Source organism: Paenibacillus sp. YPG26 (assembly GCF_023704175.1).
Lineage (GTDB): Bacteria > Bacillota > Bacilli > Paenibacillales > Paenibacillaceae > Fontibacillus.
In genome coordinates, this window is sequence record NZ_CP084530.1 from 1,380,064 (window position 1) to 1,400,754 (window position 20,691).

A 20,691-nucleotide genomic window follows, 5' to 3' on the forward strand; every position below is an offset into this window, starting at 1 on the left:
AAAAATAGATGAGGTGTAGAACATGGATCATGCGGCAGTAGAAAATGTGATAGATGAGCAGGAGTATCGCCAAGTATTGAAGCGGATGTTGGAACTTGTATCTGTACCTGATGGTTATGCTTTGAGGCATGTACAATGCCAACAACAGAATAGCAACGATGTATGGGTTGTTCGTTATGAGAAAGATTCAGGAGACAATAGTGGCTTAGGTGGAGAGCATTACTCCTTTGTTGTGCAGAAAAATAATCATAAGCTTCTCGGAATCACTTGGATGGACGCGAGTCTCTCATACGGCAACCTTCCCTCCAAGGAGGAAACGGAAGAGCTGGCTAAATCTTTTTTGAACAAAATAGAGCCAGGGCTGTTTGAACGGCTGGAACATAAATGGACCGATCTTCATCAAGAAACGATTCATGTTAAGAACCGCGATGGGGACCATGAGGAAGTGATCGTGACTGGAATGAAATACAAATGCTATTTAAGAGATGAGCAAAATTATGCCTGGGTTATATTTGGCCCCGGGGGACAACTGATCACGTTTGAACAGGGAATCATCTGGGAGGGAGGCAGAGTTACGGAAAAATGGCTCCACGATAGTTGGCTTGAGCAAGAGAATCACACGTTATCGTAGTACTCCTCGATTGACTATGTGGAAAAGGAGTAAGTTCACCTTATGAAAATTAAAGTTCTCGTACTGACGATTGCTGCCTTCACCGTCGGTCTTGTGGAATTGATCATAGGCGGTGTACTGCCGCAAATTGCCGGTGACCTAAGCGTCCCTGTCAGTACGGCCGGTCAGCTCATTACAGCTTATGCCCTTGTATATGCCATATCTGGTCCTGTACTTATCGCACTGACGTCCAAGGCCGAGCGCCGTAAGCTGTATTTATGGTCATTGGTTGTTTTTGTCCTCGGAAGCCTGCTTGCTTTTTGGAGCCCGAATTTTGGTGTCCTGCTGATTTCACGTTTTGTTACGGCGGCCAGCGGCTCTTTGATTACAACCTTGTCGCTGACCATTGCCGTAAGATCCGTTCCGGAAAAGTTCCGAGCTCGTGTACTTGGTGTCATATCGATGGGCATGAGCTCGTCCATCGTACTCGGCCTTCCTCTGGGCGTTCTGGCAGCCGACCGGTTTGGCTGGCGTGTCCTGTTTCTGTTCATTGCCGTTTTTGCCTTGTTGACCATGCTTGTTGTATATAAACTCATGACGCCGATTGAGCCGCAGCACGTGATGCCGCTCCGTCAGCAGCTTACCTCACTGAAGAATATACGGGTTGCAGGGGCTCATGTAGTTACGCTGCTTATGATGGCGGGACACTATACGCTATATGCCTATTTCACGCCATTTCTGGAAAACATCATGCATATGGGGGCCTCCTGGATCAGTATTGTTTACTTTTTCTTCGGTGCCTCGGCCGTGGCAGGCGGTATGATCGGCGGTATATTATCGGATACTATCGGCGTGAAGCGGAGTATTTTGATCATCGTCGGCGTGTTTTCACTGCCTCTGTTTATTTTGCCGTTTTCAGCTTCGCTAATCCCTCTATTTGTTGTGCTGATCTTTATTTGGGGGGCGTCAAGCTGGGCATTGGCTCCTGCACAGCAAAGTTATCTGATCGAAACGGCACCGGAAACATCAGAAATTCAACAGAGCTTTAACTTTTCCGCCCTGCATGCGGGTATCGCAGCTGGATCGGCCATCGGTGGGATTGTGATTCATCGTACTTCATCCGGAGCGTATAATGCTTGGTTTGGCGGAGCCATTGTTATGCTGGCTTTTGTCGCAGCCTTATATACGTTTTATCATAAACCCTTACTCCGAGAATCAGGAAAAGTGGGGCCAGTCGCACAATTGCGCAGCGGAGAAGAGACTTAGGTTAACGTGTCCGTTCTGCTGATGCTGTTCTGCGAGCGGCATGCCGGGTCCGAAAGCCGTGCATGACCGCTCTCTGAAAGCCGATATGACGTGCTGCTGTACGTGCAGCCTGTTCATAAGTGCAAACAAGGAAGTGCCGCTTAATCAACGGCACTTCCTTGTTTGTGATGATATCTTGATTCCGCCCTCTAAGGCTTTGGCGAGAGAAGTCTCTGGCTGTGCCATCCACCCGGCAAAACCTAAGAGACTCTAAAGGGAAGGTTCAAAACATAATTTTCATGATAATATGCTTACACCAAATGGGTGAGAAAATACGATGCCGCATAAGGTTATTTGCAAGTCGCTTCCGCAATTCGGAATAAATACTGCTGCCAAAGGCACAGTCTGTCTCAAGTTCAGAACTTAGCTTCGCTCCAGGATTGTGTTCAGGGTCGTCCGGTCCAGTCCGCGAACCAGCTTGATCAACAGCTCCTTGGCTGCCGCATAATCGTCGGTATGAAGAATGGACGACGAGGTGTGAATATAGCGTGAGCAGACACCAATAACCGTAGAAGGGACCCCAATTCCGCTAAGATGGACCTGACCGGCATCCGTACCGCCCGGGGATACGAAGTACTGGTATTTGATCTTGTGGGTATCCGCGGTGTCTTGTACATATTCAACCAAGCCCCGATGGGTCAGCATGGTAGGGTCGAGTATGCGCAGCAGCGCCCCCTCGCCCAACTGGCCGAATTGACGTTTGTCCCCGGTCATATCGTTTGCTGCACTTGCATCCAGCCCGAAAAAGATATCCGGCTGAATCAGATTCGCCGAGGTACGCGCCCCGCGAAGGCCCAGTTCTTCCTGAACCGTAGCCCCTGCATACAGCACATTAGGCAGCTTCTCCTGATGAAGTGCCTCCATCAGTTCAATGGCTAGACCCACTCCATAGCGGTTATCCCAGGCTTTGGCCATAATCTTCTTCGGATTGGCGAGAGGGGTGAATTCACAGATGGGCACAATCTGTTGTCCAGGACGGACGCCGAAGCTCTCAGCCTCCTCCTTACTGTCCGCACCAATATCCAAATACATCGTTTTGAGGTCTACGGGCTTGCTGCGCAGAGCGTCATCGAGCAGGTGAGTCGGAATAGAGCCGACTACCCCGACGATCCGTCCCTGGGGTGTAATAATCTGAAGCCGCTGGGCAAGCACGGCTTGGCTCCACCATCCGCCGAGAGGCTGGAAGGTAATCATCCCGTTAGGAGTGATGCCTGTAACCATGAACCCTACTTCATCCATATGTCCTGCAACCATAACTTTAGGTCCTTGTTCGTCTCCGCGGAGGACACCGAATAGACTGCCCAAGCGATCCTGCACGAACTCTTCGGTATAGGAAGAGAGCCGCTCTTTCACGAAGCCGCGAAGCTCCCGCTCAAAGCCAGGTGCTGAAGGGAATTCAGTCAAGGTGCGAAATAGCTCAAGTGTGTGTTCATTCATATCGAGTATTCCCCTTTCGTTCAATATTTCTAGTATGAACTACGATGTAAGCCTTGTCGAGTTGATGAGCTCAAGGGTTATAACATGCACAGAACTCCTCAGCCAGCATACGATGTGTAAGGTCCTGCTTGGGGGGAGTCTTATGACAATTGTCCAGTTGAAGCAACTGCTTATGATCTGTCTGCTGTTCATTTTGCTTGTTATCGTGCTCTATTTTTTCGAGAGGCAATCTCGCCTGCTGCTGATGTACTGAACAGGTACTGAACAGTCTCCTGCCGGAGGCTGTTCTTCTTTATTTTAACTTTGGCATATGGATGATTTACCAATCATAACAATCCGCACTGCAACAAATAATGAGGGGGACGAGCTCAGCCGCGCTGCTAATGCGCTTGGCTCACACACATATCCTGGATCGATGATATGTATGGATTAACCTATGAAAGGGGCAGGATCAGATGATATTTCTCTGGGCATTTATCATCGGAGGTTTATTTTGTGTAGTGGGTCAGCTTATGTTCGACCTGTTCAAGCTTACTCCGGCCCATACAATGAGTACTCTGGTGGTCATTGGAGCCCTTATGGATGCATTCGGCTGGTACGATCCATTGATCAAATTTGCAGGTGCCGGGGCTTCGGTACCGATTACCAGCTTCGGGAACGCGCTTGTTCATGGGGCGATGACAGAGCTCAACAAGGAGGGCTGGATCGGGATTGTTGCGGGTATATTTGAAGTGACAAGCGCGGGGATCTCCTCTGCGATTATATTCTCGTTCTTTGCCGCATTGTTGGTTCGTCCCAGAGGATAAGAAGCCTGCTCGGCACAGAGATGTCCATAAGGTATCGCGTTCACAACGGCATGGATGACACGAACGCGTGGATAAGAGAAACCCTTTTTTGAAGATTGGTTGTGTTCCATTACTTCCATTTTCAAGAGAGTGGTTTCTTTTTTTTGGCTGTTATTAAGAAATCGAAGGAACTATACGCAGGCCCATCTCATCATGTACAATAGGAAGATATATACAGGCTTAAAGTTTATTGTTATTTTGTGAACATTTTGATGAGGGGGAAAGTCAGGCATGACGTTGATGAGAGAATCCGTGCAAGCTGCAACAGCTATCCGAGTGAATCTGGAATCATGTATATTAGGTAAATCCTTTGAAATAAAGCTATTGTTGACCGCGCTTTTTGCGGGAGGGCACGTCCTGATTGAAGATGTGCCAGGAACGGGCAAAACCCAGCTGATCAAGGCCCTGGCCAGATCCATGAATGGGGAATACCGCAGAATCCAGTGTAATCCGGATATTCTGCCAAGCGATATTACGGGGGTATCCGTATTTCATCCCCAGGAAGAGCGCTTCGTCTTTCGGCCAGGTCCTGTAATGACTCATATCCTTCTTGCAGATGAGATTAACAGGGCTACAACAAAGACGCAGTCGGCCCTGCTTGAGGTTATGGAAGAGCGGAATGTGACAGTGGACGGGGTAACCTATGGACTGCCGAATCCTTTTATGCTGTGTGCGACCCAGAATCCGATTGATTTCGAAGGCACTTATATGCTTCCCGAGGCTCAGCTGGACCGTTTCATGATGAAGCTGCGCATGGGTTACCCTGATGAGAGTACCGAAAGAACCATGCTGCACTCCCACCAGAAGGGACAGCCTGTGGATCAGCTTGAGCCTGTGACCCACATGGACGAAATTGCCCGTATACAAGAGGAAATTCGGCTTGTGCATATTGATGATGCCGTGCTGAATTATCTGCTGGAGATTGTGCGTCGTACCCGCGAATATGAAGGCGTGCTGCTTGGCGCCAGCCCGAGGGCTTCCCTGGCATTTCTTAATGCGGTGAAAGCGTATGCATTCCTGAATGAACGCAGTTATGTACTTCCTGATGATATCAAAATCCTGGTTCCCTATGTGTTGGGCCACCGGATTTTGCTCCGGCCTGAAGCTAGGCTGGACAGCCTGAACACGGATACTGTATTGCAGAACATTCTCAGACAAGTCGACGTCCCGGTTTCTGTGGAGCGATAAGCTTGTGAATCAAAGCTTGTTGGCTTTAGAAGGAGGGTCAGGGATGAAGCGACTATGGAGACCGGCTGTATTATGGCTGGTATGTCTGGTATACACCTTGTTTCAAGGAGGCAAAACCTCCATTATGCTGCTAATGATGGTCTCAATTCTGATGGTATACTGGGCGCTCAGCAGCTGGATCGGTCTAAGGAAAATAAGCGGATCAAGATCCCTGTCCATGGAAGGCGGGCCGGGAGGCCAGATGCAGGCCGGGGATCAGGTGCAGGTCAAGCTGAATCTGGAGCATGGCGGCTGGGCGCCGCATCCATTTATTGTTGTACGTGAAACATTGAAGCGGCACAGCGGCAGTTCTTGGGCCTTTGAAGAAAGTGTAATTCCGAGGTTTCGTTCGGGAGCACAGATCTCTTTCCAGACACCGCCGCTGGAGCGGGGCAGATATACTTTTGCGGAGACCGAATGCAGTGCCGAGGACATCTTCGGTCTTATCAAGCATTCGCGCAAGTTTGATTTCAAAGGTGAATTCTATGTGCTGCCGAGAACCGTATTTATTCCATATTGGCATTTGACCGACCGCAACTCCCGGTTCGCAGGTCCGGAGAATGCGTTGTCCCTGTCCCGGCGTGAGACGACTCAAATCAATGGAGTCAGAGAGTATGTCTATGGGGACCGCTTGTCCAGGATCCACTGGAATGCTACTGCGAAGACAGGGAGCTGGAAGTCCAAAGAATTTGAACATGAGTCTCTCCCGAAGACAGTAATGGTACTCGACGCCAGTCAAGGCAGTTATCCAGACCCGGCAGAATTCGAGCTTGCCGTATCTACTGTAGCCTCCTTGCTGGATTACAGCGCGAGAGAACGTATGAGTATCGGGATGTGCACAGTGGGAAGCCGCTTCACAGGATTTCTTCCAACAGATCATGCTGAAGGGCGTCAGCGGATGATACAGCATTTGGTGGACATCAAGGCGGATGGTCAGGGCCATCTGAGAGATAGGCTGGCCGGGAGAAGGGAATTGTTCGCACCAAGTACTTTCTTTGTGCTTATTAGTTCACGGGCAGACAAAGAAATCCTGGAGACCTTGCAGTGGGCGAAGTCCAACCAGATGTCCCCTTACCATATCTTGATCGGTGAAGCTCCGCAGAACGAACAAGTCCTGGCTTCCTTACGTCAGCAAGGCTTGCGGGGAATCGTTGTTCCTTCTCTACAGGAGCTTCCTGTGTCCATGAGAGGAGGACGCTATGTTTAACAGGTTAGGCAAAGTACAGTACTCATGGTATTTTATTCTTTGTATTATTTGGGTCATGATTATGTCTGTCCAGTGGATTCATTTCGTTAAGCCGATCTGGTACAACGAGACCTCGGTGCTTGTTCTGTATGTTTTGATTGCTTCGGCCGCAGCGGAGGCCCTGCTGCCTTTTAACAGGTGGCTCAAGTGGGGAGTTAAGGTTGCCGCCATCGTCATTATTCATTATTGGGTGTTATCTTCTTATTCTGTTTTTGTTGCAGACGGGCCTTTGATTCCCGGTAATGTCATCAAGTTCCTGAAGAGCCTGGACCCTTATATCTGGTTCTCTCTGCCTGCCTGGGGATTGTTTGAGCTTGCGATCCGGCTTGCGAGCTATCGCGGGTTTATCCTTCTCTTTACGGGGATGAATATTATAACCTTCGCCATCCTCGACTCGTTCACCAGCTATTATTTGTGGCCACAAGTGGCCTGGACGGTCTTCGCGGGACTTGGCTGGCTGGTCAGCTTTCATTTCCACCGGTATCAGATTAAATATCCGCGGGGCTGGAGCCACTTGCGGCTGTATCCGTTCAAAGTCCTTGCGAATGTTGTGGTAGTATTCTGCTGTGTTTTGCTGCTCGGAGTCAGCATGCCTGAGGTGTCACCGGTGCTGACCGATCCATACTCGGCATGGTTGAAATCCAGAGAGAATAAATATGGCAAGGCGGAGGAAGCCGATAAGAAGGAAGGGCAATCCGCTTCCGGATACAGCAGGGATGATTCGAAGCTTGGCGGCGGATTCACGTTTGACTACAGCTACGTCATGTCTGTGACTTCATCGAAGGCGGCTTATTGGCGGGGAGAGACGCGTGATCTCTATACAGGAACAGGCTGGGCTCTCCATGAGGGGCATGCGAATGACTCTTCAAATATTCTGGATCAGTCCGTGCACGACAACAGGCTGGGTAAGAAGGTGAAGACCGAGCCAGTGGTACAGACAGTTGTAATGACCGGCAAGCGAAGCTATCCGGTGCTGTTCGGAGCCTACTCCATTTCGAAGATCACACTGCTTAATAAAGAGGAGAAGGCCAAAGGTCCAATAGCGAGATGGCATCCGGGGGATAGCTCTGTGACGTGGGAGGGCTTTGACAAAAATCCGAAGAGTGCCGGATATCCTTCCATATACCAAGTGAAATCCGAGATACCGATTATTCCGTTGAGGGAGCTGAGGTCATCTGATTATGACTCCCTGTACCCGGATGGAGTGGAAGATAAGTATTTGCAATTAAATCCTGACTTTCCTGACAGTGTAAGAGAGCTTGCCGAGCGGGTGACGGCGAAGGGGAAGACCCCTTATGAGAAAATGGTGCTGCTGCAGAACTATCTAAAGACAAATTATACGTACACCAACACGCCGGACTTGTCGCGCAAAGTCCATGAAGATCTGGTGGAAGGCTTTCTGTTCGATATCAAAGCAGGCTACTGTGACTATTTCTCCACCTCCATGGTGACCATGGCCCGTTCGGTCGGGATGCCCGCCAGATGGGTGAAGGGCTTCTCTACAGGACATCAGCAATTTCAAGGTCCGGAGAATCTGACCAGTGTACCGACAGGTCCATATGTAGTAACCAATGCGGATGCCCATTCCTGGGCCGAAGTATACTTTGGCGAAGATTATGGCTGGGTTACCTTTGAAGCAACTCCCGGGTTTGATGCGCCTATGAACGTGGCTGATGATGAGTTGAATAACACTCTTTCGAAGCCGGTTACCGCAGAACCGGAGGATATGGATTCTGAGGAAGAGTCAGCGCGTTCGGCAAATCGTGTGTTCATTCATACGTTCCTATGGATAGCGGCAGGTGTTCTGTTCATTGTGGGCGGGTTCCTGGTGTGGAAATACCGCAGCACTCTGTATTATGCATATCTGCGGCTGAGACAAGGCCGTGAACTGACATCCGGAGAAAAGGTTGTTGTGGAGACAGGCCGCTGGCTTAGCTTTATGAAGAGAAGGGGCTTCACCAGAGAAGACCATGAGACCCTTCGCGAAGCGATTGCCCGATGGAAGGGTAATGCTCCGGACATGGCCGCGTCATTTGATGAGCTGCTGCTGCAATTTGAGAAGGCCAAGTACAGTCCGCATGCTGTCACAGAGCAGGACTGGAGAGCTCTTCAGGGTCTGCTGCACAACATGAGCCGATCTTTGAAGAAGACCTATTCGCACTAATCAAGTTACTTGAATCATAATGCCTTGGGGAGCAGGCTTCCCGGGGCGTTTCTTTTTTACTATAAAGAAAGATTATGGTATAGTTTGTCGTAGAAACTGAGGTGACGTAACTTGTTTGAGAAGTTGATGCCCAAACTGCGGGTGAATACGGTGTTTGATATTGATCTGGAGGGGCTGTACGCAGCAGGCTACCGGGCCATCATTACGGACCTGGATAATACGCTTGTAGGTGCGAAGGAACCTTTGGCAACGCCCGTTCTTGTAGAATGGTTTGAAAAAGTAAAGCAGCATGGTTTTAAACTTGTGATCGTGTCAAACAATAATTTGGGAAGGGTGTCTTCGTTTGCCACCCCTTTAAATATTGAATTCATTCACAAAGCCAGGAAGCCATCTAACATACCTTTTCATAAGGCCTTGGGTCTGCTCGGATATAAGCCGAGTGAAACGGTTGTAGTCGGAGATCAGCTTCTTACCGATGTCTACGGGGGGAACCGGATGGGCCTGTATACGGTGCTTGTTCAGCCGATTGCCCTTGAAGATGAGGGCTTCGTCACCCGGTTCAACCGCCGGGTAGAACGGATTGTTCAAAGGCGCTTGCGTAAAGTTGGAGTATGGACCGAGGAGGACAAGAAATAATGACAGAAGGACCGCTTATCCCGGAAGGGAGAAAGTGCAGCGGATGCGGCGTGAAGCTGCAGAATGAGGATGTGAACAAGCCCGGTTACCTTCCAGTGCAGGCATTGGAACGTGAACCGGTCATTTGCCAGCGCTGCTTCAGAATCAAGAATTATAATGAATCCTCTTCTGTAACGGTGGAGCAGGATGAATTCCTGCGTCTGCTCAGTCAGATTGGCGAGAAGGATGCGCTTGTCATCCACATTGTGGATATTTTTGATTTTGAGGGCAGTGTAATTGGCGGTTTGCAGCGCTTTGTGGGTGCCAACCCGGTGCTGCTTGCCGTGAATAAGATCGACCTGCTTCCCAAGGTAACCAATTGGAATAAGCTGCTCAACTGGGTACAGAAGCAGGCCAAAGAGCTCGGACTGAGAACACAGGATATCATCTTCTGCAGTGCGAAGCAGAACAAGGGGTTTGACCGGCTTCTGGAAGCCGTGGAACAGTATCGGGGCGACCGGGATGTCTATGTCGTAGGAGCTACCAACGTGGGCAAATCCACGCTTATCAACCGTTTGATACGTGATTATAGTGATCTGGAGCAGGAACTGACCACTTCACGTTATCCGGGCACCACCCTGGACATGGTTAATATCCCGCTGGATGACGGACAGTATATTATTGATACGCCAGGGATTATGTATCCTTCACGCTATAGTGAACTCGTTGGACCAGGCGACCTGTCCGTCATTATGGCGGACAAGCCGCTCAAGCCTATCGTCTATCAGCTTAATGAGGGGCAGACCCTGTACTTCGGCGGATTCGGCCGCTTTGATTTCATTCAAGGTGACCATCAATCCTTCACCTGTTTTGTCAGCGGCAAGATGCCGATTCACCGTACGAAGCTGGAGAGGGCGGATGAGCTGTTCGAGAAGCATGCGGGTGAGATGTTATCTCCTCCGAACCGTGACGAGATTAACAAGCTGCCGGACTGGACAAGACATGAATTCCGGATTCCGCGGGGAGCCCGGAACGATATATTCATTTCCGGACTTGGCTGGATCAAGATTAATGGGGAGTCAGGCGCGGTGGTAGCCGTCCATGTACCGAAAGGGATTAAGGTGCTGCTACGTCCATCCTTGATCTAAGTAATGCAATGTCATGTGAAGTGAACCTTATGTTCAATTCATATATTTCGGGAGGTTGCCTTATGAGCAAGGAGATCGGTTATTCTTCAAGCGGACCGCTGTTATTAGGTGTAATGGGAGATCCCATTGCGCACTCCAAGTCTCCTGTTATGCATGAAGCGGCCTTACGCGCCGTCTCTTTGCCAGGAAGCTATGTGCCTCTGCACGTGAAGCCTGAGTATTTAACTCAGGCCATTGAGGGAGTAAGAGCGCTTGGATTTCGCGGAGTGAATGTGACGGTCCCGCACAAAGTGAACGTGATGGACCTTCTGGATGAACTCGATGAAGGAGCCCGCCGGATCGGCGCGGTGAATACCATTGTTAATAATAACGGTGTGCTTACCGGATACAATACGGACGGAATTGGTTATGTCCGGTCCTTGAAGGAAGAGGCTGTGCCTGATCTTAAGGGTAAGACGATTCTTGTCCTTGGAGCGGGAGGGGCAGCAAGAGGCATTATCCATGCACTTCTTCAAGAGTCGCCCGCACAGATCATTGTGGCGAACCGGACACCGGACACCGCCAAGCAGCTTGCCGGAGAATGGTCCGGGCTTGGGAATTTGATTGGTTGTGGGAATGACAGCATTGAAGCATCGTTGAAGAATGCCGATGTGCTGATCAATACCACCTCGGTCGGCATGCATCCGGCCGTAAGCGACATCCCGATGAATCCAGAGTGGATTCCGGAAGGGATTGTTGTAAGTGATCTCATCTATAATCCGCTGCAGACCGAACTGCTTCGCCAGGCTGAGGCTAGGGGCTGCCGCACACACAGCGGACTTGGCATGTTCATCTATCAAGGAGCGTATGCTTTTGAATATTGGACTGGTCTTGAAGCTCCGGTAGTTCTGATGAGGGAAGCGGTACTTCGAAGCTTACAGGGTACATTATAATTAAAAATTTGAATATGGGCCGGTTAACGGCCATCTAAGGGGTTAGAACAACATATGCTTACAGGCAAACAAAAACGTTTCTTGCGCAGTCAAGCGCACCACTTGCAGCCGATCTTTCAGGTTGGAAAAGGCGGTACCAACGAACAAATTATCCGCCATATTACCGATGCCATTGAGACCCGGGAGCTGATCAAGTTATCCGTGCTCAATAATTGTCTGGATGACCCGAAGCAAATCGGGGAAGAGCTGGCAGCGGATTCAGGCGCCGAGCTGGTTCAGGTAATCGGCAGAACCATTGTGCTCTATAAGGAATCACGGGAGAACAAACAAATCGAGCTTCCCAAGAATTAAGGCGAAAAGGATGGTTGGATCATGAGAAAAATCGGGATCATGGGCGGAGCGTTCGATCCGATTCATGTCGGCCATCTGCTCGTGGCGGAGGCAGCCAGGGACCAGTTCGGACTTGAAGAGGTCTGGTTCATGCCCTCTCATCTGGCGCCGCACAAGCGGCAGGCCGGAGTGAGCGGGCAGATGAGGCTTGAGATGGTTGCGGAAGCGATTGCGGGCAATCCCGCCTTCAAGCCGCTGGATATTGAGCTTGTACGCGGCGGAATTTCCTATACGATTGATACCATGAAGGAGTTAAAGGGGCTGCATCCGGATATTGAGTTTTATTTCATTATCGGAGCGGATATGATCAATTATCTCCCGAAATGGGAGGGGATCGACGAGCTGGTGAACATGCTCAAATTCATCGGCCTCCAAAGACCGGGAAGTATGCTGGATCTGGATACGCTGCCCCAATTTATTGAAGACGCCGTTCTTCTGGCTGAGATGCCGCTTGTGGATATCTCGTCCAGTCTGATCCGTAGACGAGTAGCCCAGGGACAGTCAGTTCGCTATATGGTACCTGAAAGTGTATATGAATACATGAGAAGGAGCGGAATCTATGCGATACAGCCGGGATGAACTGATCAGGGCGGTATCCGGACAAATGCCGGAGAAGCGCTGGAAGCATACGGAAGGGGTCATGCAGTCTGCTGTAGAGCTTGCCAAGCGGTACGGAGCCGATCCGCAGAAGGCGGACCTGGCCGCGCTTATGCATGATGTGGCAAAGTTCTGGCCAATCGAGAAGCAGGAGCAGGTTATTCGCGAGAATCATCTGAATCAGGACCTGCTCGGCAATGACAAGCAGCTGTGGCATGCCGAGGTTGGCGCGTTCGTGGCCAAGCGGGATTACGGAATTGAGGATGAAGAGATTCTGGATGCGATCCGTTATCATACATCAGGCCGGATTGGCATGACTCTGCTGGACAAGGTGATTTGTCTGGCTGATTATATTGAACCCGGGAGGGATTATCCGGGTGTGAATAATATAAGGGAACTGGCAAATCATAGCCTTGAAGAAGGGCTGATCGCCGGGCTGGATTCTACGATCCATTTTCTTCTTGAGAAGAGAAAGGTGATCTATCCGCTTACCGTTCTATCGCGTAATGATCTTATTCGGTACATCAAGTGAAGATAAGACACTAAGCTGATTTCAAAACATTAGGAGGTAAATGAATGACAGTAAGTCCAAATGAACTGCTTAACATAACTATAGAGGCTGCGGATGACAAGAAGGCGGCCAACATTGTCGCGCTTGATTTGAAGGGAATCTCCCTGATCGCGGACTATTTCGTCATTTGTCACGGGAACTCGGATACGCAGGTCCAGTCTATTGCGACTGAGATCCGCAAGCGCGCTCAGGAAGCCGGCGCTACGATTCGCGGGATTGAAGGTATGGATTCGGCCCGGTGGGTATTGATGGATCTTGGTGACGTGGTCGCGCATATCTTCCACCGCGATGAACGTGAATATTACAATATAGAGCGTCTATGGTCAGATGCTAAAGTGGTGGAGACGGTATGAGTCTGATTGCGGGTACGATTGTCTCTCTGATGATTGACAGGGAGGTCTCGCCCTACGGTTTCTTTTTAAGTTATGGTTCTGAGGATGTGCTGCTGCATTACACGGAGCTTACCCGCAAGGTTGAGCCCGGGGATACGGTTGATGTGTTCCTGTTCTATGATACGGAGGACCGGCTGGCCGCCACCATGAAGACGCCTTACCTTACTCTTGGAGAACTTGCACTTCTTGAAGTAGCCGATGTTCATCCAAGGCTGGGATGCTTCCTGGAGATGGGGCTGGGCCGGCAGCTGCTGCTTCCGATCCGGGAGCTGCCGGAGCTGCCGGAGCTTCAACCCCGCGTAGGTGACCAAGTCTATGTAATTATGGAGCATGACAAGCAGGGCAGACTCAAGGCGAAGCTGGCTGGTGAGCAGGAGCTTGCTCCGCTGGCTTTTCACGCACCTACAACATGGAATAATCAGTGGCTGGAAGCTGTCGTATACAAGCCTCTGCAGATGGGTACGTTCGTCGTTGTTCAGGGCGGTGTTCTTGGTTTTGGTGCGATTGGGATGATCCACTCCTCTGAACGCAGCAGGCTGCTGCGTCTGGGTGAACGTGTGAACGTGCGTGTGGCTCATATTCGGGAGGATGGACGGGTGAACCTGTCTATGGCCCCGCGAAAAGAAATCGGCCGCAATGAGGATGCCGACCGGATATTTGAATACCTGGAGAGCCGGCCCGGAGGAGGCATGCCTTACTCAGACGCCACTCCTCCGGATGTTATCAAGCAGCGGTTCGGAATTAGCAAGTCCGCGTTCAAGCGCGCCATGGGCAAGCTGTTGAAGGAAGGCAAGATCCGTCAGGAAGAGAACTGGACTTATCTCATTAAGGACACAGCAGCCAATGACACAAGTGACGGAGACGGCACAGCCTAAGCTTCTATGGAAAGCGGTGTTGATTGATGGCATCATATCGCAAATTCGCGTATGTGTATGACGAACTGATGGAAGATATGCCCTACCCGGACTGGATCCGGTTCGCAAGAACAGCCTGGGAGAAGCTGGGGATGCCGAGAACAGTCGTTGAGCTTGGCTGCGGAACCGGGAGTATCACCATACCCCTGGTTAACTCGGGATTTGATGTAACAGGGATGGATTTGTCTCCGGACATGCTGGCGGTGGCCCGCCGCAAGATGGAGCAGACCCCGCGCGGCGGCAGACTTCTGCGGGATGGATCCGTACGCTGGGTACAGCAGGATATGAGAGAATGGGTGATGCCGGAGCCTGTAGACTCCGTAATCTCATTCTGTGATTGTATCAATTATTTGCTTGAGCAGGAGGATCTTACTCGGACATTTAAGCGTACCTTCGAAGGATTGAAGCAGGGTGGGACATTCCTATTCGATGTTCATCATCCGAACACCCTGAAGCGGTATGAGGAGGATCAGCCGTTCATTTGGGACGAGAAGTCCGTCTCCTATATCTGGACCTGCGAGCGGGATGCATACCGCAATGAGATCGAGCATCATCTGACGATATTTGCGCGTGAACAGGAGATGGGCTCCGATGTGTACCGCAGATTTGAAGAGACGCATGTTCAGCGTGCTTATGATCCGGAATGGATTAAGGTGGAGCTCACGAAATGCGGCTTCTCACAAGTGAATTATTATGCTGATTTCGAATGGGTCGAAGCTGGCGAGGATGCGGCAAGACTATTTTTTGTGGCGGTAAAATAATATATCCAAACAGCCGGTCATCTTCGGGATGACCGGCTGTTTGTTTAGAGCTCCTTTCCAATATATTCAGCTAATTGTTGAATAGTGTCTTCATTCCTGCGGTAGTAAGTCCACTGGCCTATGCGTCTGGCTTCCAACAGACCTGAACGCTGCAGCAGGGACAAGTACTGGGACGTAGTGGACTGGGACATGCCCGCCTTCTCCTGAATCTTGCCGACACAGATTGCATCTTTGAAATCATGCTCATCTGCGAGGGGAGCCGCACTTGGGAAGTTCAGCTCCGGTTCTTTTAGCCACAGCAGGATCTGCAGCCGGGTTTCGTTCGCTAGGGCTTTAAATATAGTCAAGTAATCCATGGATTCATTATATTTGTTCTTCCCGACTTGTCAAAGGAATTCCTGGAAGTATAGAAATCTTGTTCAGCAGTGAATAAAAGCCTCTGCGAATATAATAATAGTCGTAATGCTGTCAGTAGCTGAGGATCTGCCGACATACCTGGCATTGACTATAAGCGCAGTTATGAATATAATAATTGTTAATAAAATTGGATATTTAAGCTATGATGAGGATCAGTAATTCAGACCTAATCACTCAGAGAGCCGGTGGTGGTGCGAACCGGTTGATCAGACTGTAATGAACTCGCCTCGGAGTCATGATGCAAGCCGGGAATCCGGGCAGATTATTGCCTTTATTCCGGTGAACATACATCGTTACACCCGCGTTAAGGGTGCTAGAGTGAGCGCAGAACAAAGCATGTTGACGCGCTAACTAGGGTGGTACCACGGGAATATTCCTCTCGTCCCTAGCGGTAATAACGCTATGGATTGAGAGGTTTTTTTGTGACAATTAACTCACTGTGAATACCCGAAATGAATTCAGATTTCAGAAGTGCAATCCAAGGAGGATCTTATTTCATGGCAGACAACAATGGTAATAATCACGTCTATCATCCGCAGGCGATTGAGCCAAAGTGGCAGGCTTACTGGGATGAGCACCAGACGTTCAAGACACGGGAGGATGCTGGGAAGCCCAAATTCTACGCACTGGATATGTTCCCGTATCCTTCAGGCGCAGGTCTACACGTAGGTCACCCGGAAGGTTATACAGCAACGGATATCGTCTCCCGTTACAAGCGGATGCGCGGCTATAATGTGCTTCATCCAATGGGCTGGGATGCTTTTGGCCTTCCCGCTGAGCAGCATGCGCTGGATACAGGTGAGCATCCGCGTCATATCACAGTGAAGAATATTAATAATTTCCGCCGCCAGATTAAGTCGCTTGGCTTCTCCTACGATTGGGATCGGGAGATCAGCACGACAGACCCCGAATATTATAAATGGACACAGTGGATTTTTATCCAGCTCTATAACAAAGGGCTTGCCTATGTCGCAGAAGTACCGGTGAACTGGTGCCCGGCTCTGGGCACAGTACTTGCTAATGAGGAAGTTATTGACGGGCTGAGTGAGCGCGGTGGACACCCGGTTATCCGCAAGCCGATGCGTCAATGGGTTCTTAAGATTACTGAATATGCTGAGCGTCTGCTTGAGGATCTGGAGGAGCTTGACTGGTCAGAGAGCATCAAAGACATGCAGCGCAACTGGATCGGCAAATCCGAAGGCGCGGAGGTCGACTTTGCTATTGAAGGACAGACGGAGTCCTTGACCGTGTTCACAACCCGTCCGGATACCTTGTTCGGGGCCAGTTATGCGGTTCTGGCTCCAGAGCACGCACTTGTCGATGTGATTACAACGGGCGACCACCGCGAAGCTGTGAAGGCGTATCAGGAGCAGGCGGCGCGGAAGAGTGATCTGGAGCGTACGGATCTGGCCAAAGAAAAGACAGGTGTGTTCACAGGAGCGTATGCGATTAATCCGGTTAATGGGGCCAAGGTGCCAATCTGGATTGCTGATTATGTACTTGCAGGTTATGGTACAGGCGCCATTATGGCTGTTCCGGCTCATGATGAACGCGATTATGAATTTGCCAAGCAGTTCAATCTGCCAATTCTCGAGGTGGTATCAGGCGGTGACATCAGCAAGGAAGCTTACGCCGGTGACGGAGCGCATGTCAATTCCGAATTCCTGAATGGATTGAATAACGAGGAAGCGATTAAGAAAGCTATCGCCTGGCTGGAAGAACAGGGGAAAGGCAAAGGCAAAGTCACCTATCGTCTGCGTGACTGGTTGTTCAGCCGTCAGCGCTACTGGGGCGAGCCGATTCCGATTCTGCATCTGGAAGACGGAACTATGAAGCCTGTTCCTGTAGATCAGCTTCCGCTTGTCCTGCCTGAGGTGGATCAGATCAAGCCGTCAGGAACAGGGGAATCACCACTGGCGAATGTGACGGAGTGGGTGAACACCATAGACCCGGAGACAGGTCTGCCGGCACGCCGGGAGACGAACACAATGCCGCAGTGGGCAGGAAGCTGCTGGTACTACCTCCGGTTCATAGATCCGCACAATGACCAAGAGTTGTGCTCGCCGGAGAAGCAGAAGGAATGGCTGCCGGTTGATCTGTACATTGGTGGCGCTGAGCACGCCGTGCTGCATTTGCTGTACGCCCGCTTCTGGCACAAGGTTCTCTATGACCTCGGGGTCGTATCTACCAAAGAACCGTTCCATAAGCTGGTTAACCAGGGTATGATTCTTGGGACTAATAATGAGAAGATGAGTAAATCTCGCGGGAACGTCATTAACCCGGACGAGATTGTGAATGAATATGGAGCGGATACACTCCGTATCTACGAGATGTTCATGGGTCCGCTTGAAGCTACCAAGCCTTGGAATTCGAATGGAGTTGAGGGAACTTACCGGTTCCTCTCCCGTGTATGGCGTCTGTTCATCGGAGAGGACGGCGGACTCAGTTCCAAGATTGTGGATGGAGAAGGCAGCGAGGAATTCAAGCGCACCTGGCATAAGACGATCAAGAAAGTCACAGAGGATCTTGAAGGACTTCGGTTCAATACGGCTATCAGCCAGTTGATGATTTTCATCAATGAAGCTTATAAGACAGATGTCGTTCCTAGAGAAGCGGCAGCTAACTTCGTACAGCTGTTGTCCCCGCTTGCTCCGCATATTGCTGAGGAATTGTGGCAGCGTCTTGGTCACGAAGACAGTGTAAGCTATGTAGCATGGCCATCTTATGATGAGGCTTGGACTGTGGATGCCGAGGTGGAGATTGTTGTTCAGGTTAATGGCAAGATTGTGGAACGTGCCAAAATTGCCAAGGATCTGGATCAGGCTGCCATGCAGGAGCTCACTCTGGAGCTTCCTAATGTTAAGCGCGCAATTGAAGGCAAGTCGGTCCGTAAAGTGATCGCAGTGCCTGGCAAGCTCGTAAATATCGTTGTCGGTTAATCATCCCTTTGCTCCTGCTGGCTGAAGCTCGTATCAAGCTTAGCCAGGTCATGCTCATGCTTATGGGCAGTCGTCTGGATTAACTCAGGGAATACCGAAATTAAATGCTGCTTGAGTACGGAAAGGCCTTCCGCGGTTACACCTCCAGGAACGGCTACGCGCTGGATAAGCTGTTCCAGTGAGTAGCCACCCTCGGTGAGAAGGCGTCCTGTACCAAGCAGCATTTCTGCGCCCAGGTGTACAGCGGTTGCTCTCTGCAGCCCGCTTAGTTCTGCAGCCGAATCGGCCCAGAGCCCGAATATGAATGCCAGGAAAGCCGGACCGCAGCTCGAGATATCTGAAGCGGCGCGGACATGATCTTCTTCAATCAATACCGGGGTGCCCACCGAAGAGATGAGCTGCTCAAGCAGCAGCCTGTCTTCGGGGAGTATGCGCTGCCCATACATGCAAAGTGAAGCGCCGCTTAGGACGGCGTGGGTGATACTCGGCACGATTTTGGCTACTTTACATGGAAGAATGCCCTCGAGGTGGCTGATCCGGACCGGGCTCGTTATGGATACAATAATTTGCTGCGAGTTTAGGGATTCCTTGATTTCGGTGAGGACATCCGGGAACTCCAAGGGTTTCACACACAGAAATATAATGTCGCTCTGAAGCACAGTCTGAACATTGCTGCTGACGGCTTGAAGACCCGGATACTTGGCCGAAAGCCGTTCTGTCCGGGTTAGTGTGCGGCTGGTTGCCGTAATCTGCCGAGGCTGCAGTGCTCCGGAACGCAGAAATGACTCAATTAATAGACTTCCCATACTTCCTGTTCCGATAAATCCTATTCGCATCAATGAGATCTCTCCTTCTGCGCGAAGGCGCGGCTTCGTCGTTAACAATGTATGCAGCTGAGATAGATGTTCATGACTATGAGTTTATAGATTTGAGATTGGAGCTGGATGAATGGTATACAGAAAGTGGGTTGGAACAGTTGTAGTATCAGCTGCGGTAGGAGCAGGTCTGATGCTGCTTGCCGTAGGAGCAAGGCCGCCTGCCGGTCTTGAGGGCTGGGCCCCGGTAAATACACAGGCAGCCAAGGCCTTGCAATCGCATGAAGGCCCGGAGAAGACTAAGGATGAGGGGCGGGCCAGAGATCAGGCCCAAGATCAACCCAAAGATCAGACCCAAGATCAGACCATGATCCAGACTAAGGTAAGGGATCATAGTATGGATCAGGCCAAGGATGTTCCCAAGGCAGCGAAGAGCAGTGCTGACGGGAGTTCAACGGGGGCCCTGAGCACAGCAGCAGCGGCAAGCCAGCCCCCGTCAGCTCAAGACAGCAGTTCGGAAGCAAGCGGGCCTTCTGAGCCGGCTGGATCGGTCAATATCAATACTGCAGGGCTCGAAGAGCTTCAGAATATACCGGGGATTGGGGCCAAGAAGGCGGCCGCCATTGTCGACTACCGCAATCAGCATGGTGCCTTCACTAAGGTGGCTGATTTGACCAAGGTTAAGGGCATCGGTCCAAAAATGCTTGAAAAAATGAAGCCTTACATCGGGCTGTAGACAGGAGTAGTGAAAGATGAATCCGGATAAACGGAAAGATTGGGATACGTATTTCATGGATATCGCTTATATGGTATCTACCCGGTCACGCTGCAGCAGACGTCATGTGGGTTCGGTTCTTGTTCAAGGCAAAAAGCTGCTGGGGACAGCCTATAACGGCGCTCCTTCGGGAGTTCCCGATTGTTCTGAAGCCGGCTGCATGATTGCTGAAGAATATGAGCTGGTCACGGAGAATGGTCATGAGCAGATGGTTAAGAAACAGCGCTGTGTTAGAACAATTCATGCCGAGCAGAATCTGCTGCTTTTTACCGATCGGATCGACCGGGAAGGGTCCAGCGTATATGTAACGGATGAGCCCTGCTGGACCTGCGCGAATATGCTTGCGAACAGCGGGATTACCCTGATCGTATACCACCGTCCTTACCCGAAGGATTCCGCCAAGGTTAAGGCGATGATGAGCCAGAAAGGGATTACGTTCAGGCAGCTGGAAGCCTATTCACCTCCACCCGAGACGGTTCAGAAGGTGCAGGATTAACAGTCCCAATTGGGTAGACGGCAATCCATAGAATATAGACTAATGCTGAGGAAGAACCTCCGCTTGCGAATGAAGCAAGCCGGGGTTCTTTTTGT

21 protein-coding genes and 1 other annotated feature are annotated in these 20,691 nt (G+C 50.6%); of the genes, 18 read left to right on the top strand and 3 right to left on the bottom strand.

Annotated features, from left to right (window positions below; all coding sequences use genetic code 11):
• The first annotated feature begins 22 nt into the window (after window positions 1-22).
• A complete protein-coding gene (locus LDO05_RS06355) occupies window positions 23-631 on the top strand; it encodes a hypothetical protein (protein ID WP_251378021.1) in 609 nt (202 codons plus the stop codon).
• A gap of 42 nt (window positions 632-673) precedes the next feature.
• Window positions 674-1,876, top strand: a complete 1,203-nt coding sequence (locus LDO05_RS06360) for an MFS transporter (protein ID WP_251378022.1) — start codon at window positions 674-676, stop codon at window positions 1,874-1,876.
• Between the two features lie 402 nt (window positions 1,877-2,278).
• Here the strand turns inward: LDO05_RS06360 and LDO05_RS06365 are convergent, their stop codons facing one another.
• Complete coding sequence (locus LDO05_RS06365) at window positions 2,279-3,352, bottom strand: M42 family metallopeptidase (RefSeq protein ID WP_251378023.1); 1,074 nt, start codon at window positions 3,350-3,352, stop codon at window positions 2,279-2,281.
• A 455-nt stretch (window positions 3,353-3,807) separates the two neighbouring features.
• Between LDO05_RS06365 and spoVAE the strand changes: the two genes are divergently transcribed.
• The 13 genes from spoVAE to LDO05_RS06430 all read left to right on the top strand — a co-directional run bounded on the left by spoVAE (window position 3,808) and on the right by LDO05_RS06430 (window position 15,154).
• Window positions 3,808-4,158: a stage V sporulation protein AE gene (spoVAE, locus tag LDO05_RS06370; protein WP_251378024.1), complete on the top strand. Its 351-nt coding sequence runs from the start codon at window positions 3,808-3,810 to the stop codon at window positions 4,156-4,158.
• A 270-nt stretch (window positions 4,159-4,428) separates the two neighbouring features.
• Entirely contained in the window at window positions 4,429-5,385 is a 957-nt protein-coding gene (locus LDO05_RS06375) for an AAA family ATPase (protein ID WP_251378025.1), read from the top strand.
• Window positions 5,386-5,428: 43 nt separating this feature from the next.
• Complete coding sequence (locus LDO05_RS06380) at window positions 5,429-6,631, top strand: DUF58 domain-containing protein (RefSeq protein WP_251378026.1); 1,203 nt, start codon at window positions 5,429-5,431, stop codon at window positions 6,629-6,631.
• Entirely contained in the window at window positions 6,624-8,834 is a 2,211-nt protein-coding gene (locus tag LDO05_RS06385; protein ID WP_251378027.1) for a DUF4129 domain-containing transglutaminase family protein, read from the top strand. Before LDO05_RS06380 ends, LDO05_RS06385 begins: the two co-directional genes overlap by 8 nt.
• Before the next feature lie 111 nt (window positions 8,835-8,945).
• Entirely contained in the window at window positions 8,946-9,470 is a 525-nt protein-coding gene (locus LDO05_RS06390) for a YqeG family HAD IIIA-type phosphatase (RefSeq protein ID WP_251378028.1), read from the top strand.
• Window positions 9,470-10,597, top strand: a complete 1,128-nt coding sequence (gene yqeH / locus LDO05_RS06395; RefSeq protein WP_251378029.1) for a ribosome biogenesis GTPase YqeH — start codon at window positions 9,470-9,472, stop codon at window positions 10,595-10,597. Before LDO05_RS06390 ends, yqeH begins: the two co-directional genes overlap by 1 nt.
• A 62-nt stretch (window positions 10,598-10,659) precedes the next feature.
• A complete protein-coding gene (locus LDO05_RS06400) occupies window positions 10,660-11,529 on the top strand; it encodes a shikimate dehydrogenase (protein WP_251378030.1) in 870 nt (289 codons plus the stop codon).
• Between the two features lie 54 nt (window positions 11,530-11,583).
• Complete coding sequence (gene yhbY, locus LDO05_RS06405) at window positions 11,584-11,880, top strand: ribosome assembly RNA-binding protein YhbY (RefSeq protein WP_251378031.1); 297 nt, start codon at window positions 11,584-11,586, stop codon at window positions 11,878-11,880.
• Window positions 11,881-11,901: 21 nt separating this feature from the next.
• Window positions 11,902-12,498: a nicotinate-nucleotide adenylyltransferase gene (locus tag LDO05_RS06410; protein WP_251378032.1), complete on the top strand. Its 597-nt coding sequence runs from the start codon at window positions 11,902-11,904 to the stop codon at window positions 12,496-12,498.
• Window positions 12,479-13,048, top strand: coding sequence for a bis(5'-nucleosyl)-tetraphosphatase (symmetrical) YqeK (gene yqeK / locus LDO05_RS06415; protein WP_251378033.1), 570 nt, complete (start codon window positions 12,479-12,481; stop codon window positions 13,046-13,048). Before LDO05_RS06410 ends, yqeK begins: the two co-directional genes overlap by 20 nt.
• A gap of 44 nt (window positions 13,049-13,092) precedes the next feature.
• A complete protein-coding gene (rsfS, locus tag LDO05_RS06420; RefSeq protein WP_251378034.1) occupies window positions 13,093-13,440 on the top strand; it encodes a ribosome silencing factor in 348 nt (115 codons plus the stop codon).
• Window positions 13,437-14,354 carry a CvfB family protein gene (locus LDO05_RS06425; RefSeq protein ID WP_251378035.1) on the top strand — a complete coding sequence of 306 codons (918 nt, stop codon included), beginning with the start codon at window positions 13,437-13,439 and terminating at the stop codon, window positions 14,352-14,354. The genes rsfS and LDO05_RS06425 overlap by 4 nt, the downstream gene beginning before the upstream one ends.
• Window positions 14,355-14,380: 26 nt before the next feature.
• Complete coding sequence (locus LDO05_RS06430; RefSeq protein WP_251378633.1) at window positions 14,381-15,154, top strand: class I SAM-dependent DNA methyltransferase; 774 nt, start codon at window positions 14,381-14,383, stop codon at window positions 15,152-15,154.
• A 44-nt stretch (window positions 15,155-15,198) separates the two neighbouring features.
• Here LDO05_RS06430 and LDO05_RS06435 read toward each other — a convergent pair whose 3' ends face one another.
• Window positions 15,199-15,510: an ArsR/SmtB family transcription factor gene (locus LDO05_RS06435; protein WP_251378036.1), complete on the bottom strand. Its 312-nt coding sequence runs from the start codon at window positions 15,508-15,510 to the stop codon at window positions 15,199-15,201.
• A 194-nt stretch (window positions 15,511-15,704) separates the two neighbouring features.
• Window positions 15,705-15,961, top strand: a binding site (T-box leader).
• Between the two features lie 107 nt (window positions 15,962-16,068).
• Here LDO05_RS06435 and leuS point away from each other — a divergent pair.
• A complete protein-coding gene (leuS, locus tag LDO05_RS06440; protein ID WP_251378037.1) occupies window positions 16,069-18,510 on the top strand; it encodes a leucine--tRNA ligase in 2,442 nt (813 codons plus the stop codon).
• Here leuS and comER read toward each other — a convergent pair.
• Window positions 18,507-19,346 carry a late competence protein ComER gene (comER, locus tag LDO05_RS06445; protein ID WP_251378038.1) on the bottom strand — a complete coding sequence of 280 codons (840 nt, stop codon included), beginning with the start codon at window positions 19,344-19,346 and terminating at the stop codon, window positions 18,507-18,509. The genes leuS and comER overlap by 4 nt on opposite strands.
• 112 nt (window positions 19,347-19,458) lie before the next feature.
• Between comER and LDO05_RS06450 the strand changes: the two genes are divergently transcribed.
• Window positions 19,459-20,061, top strand: coding sequence for a ComEA family DNA-binding protein (locus tag LDO05_RS06450; RefSeq protein ID WP_251378039.1), 603 nt, complete (start codon window positions 19,459-19,461; stop codon window positions 20,059-20,061).
• Between the two features lie 16 nt (window positions 20,062-20,077).
• Window positions 20,078-20,596: a deoxycytidylate deaminase gene (locus tag LDO05_RS06455; RefSeq protein WP_251378040.1), complete on the top strand. Its 519-nt coding sequence runs from the start codon at window positions 20,078-20,080 to the stop codon at window positions 20,594-20,596.
• Window positions 20,597-20,691: the final 95 nt, after the last annotated feature.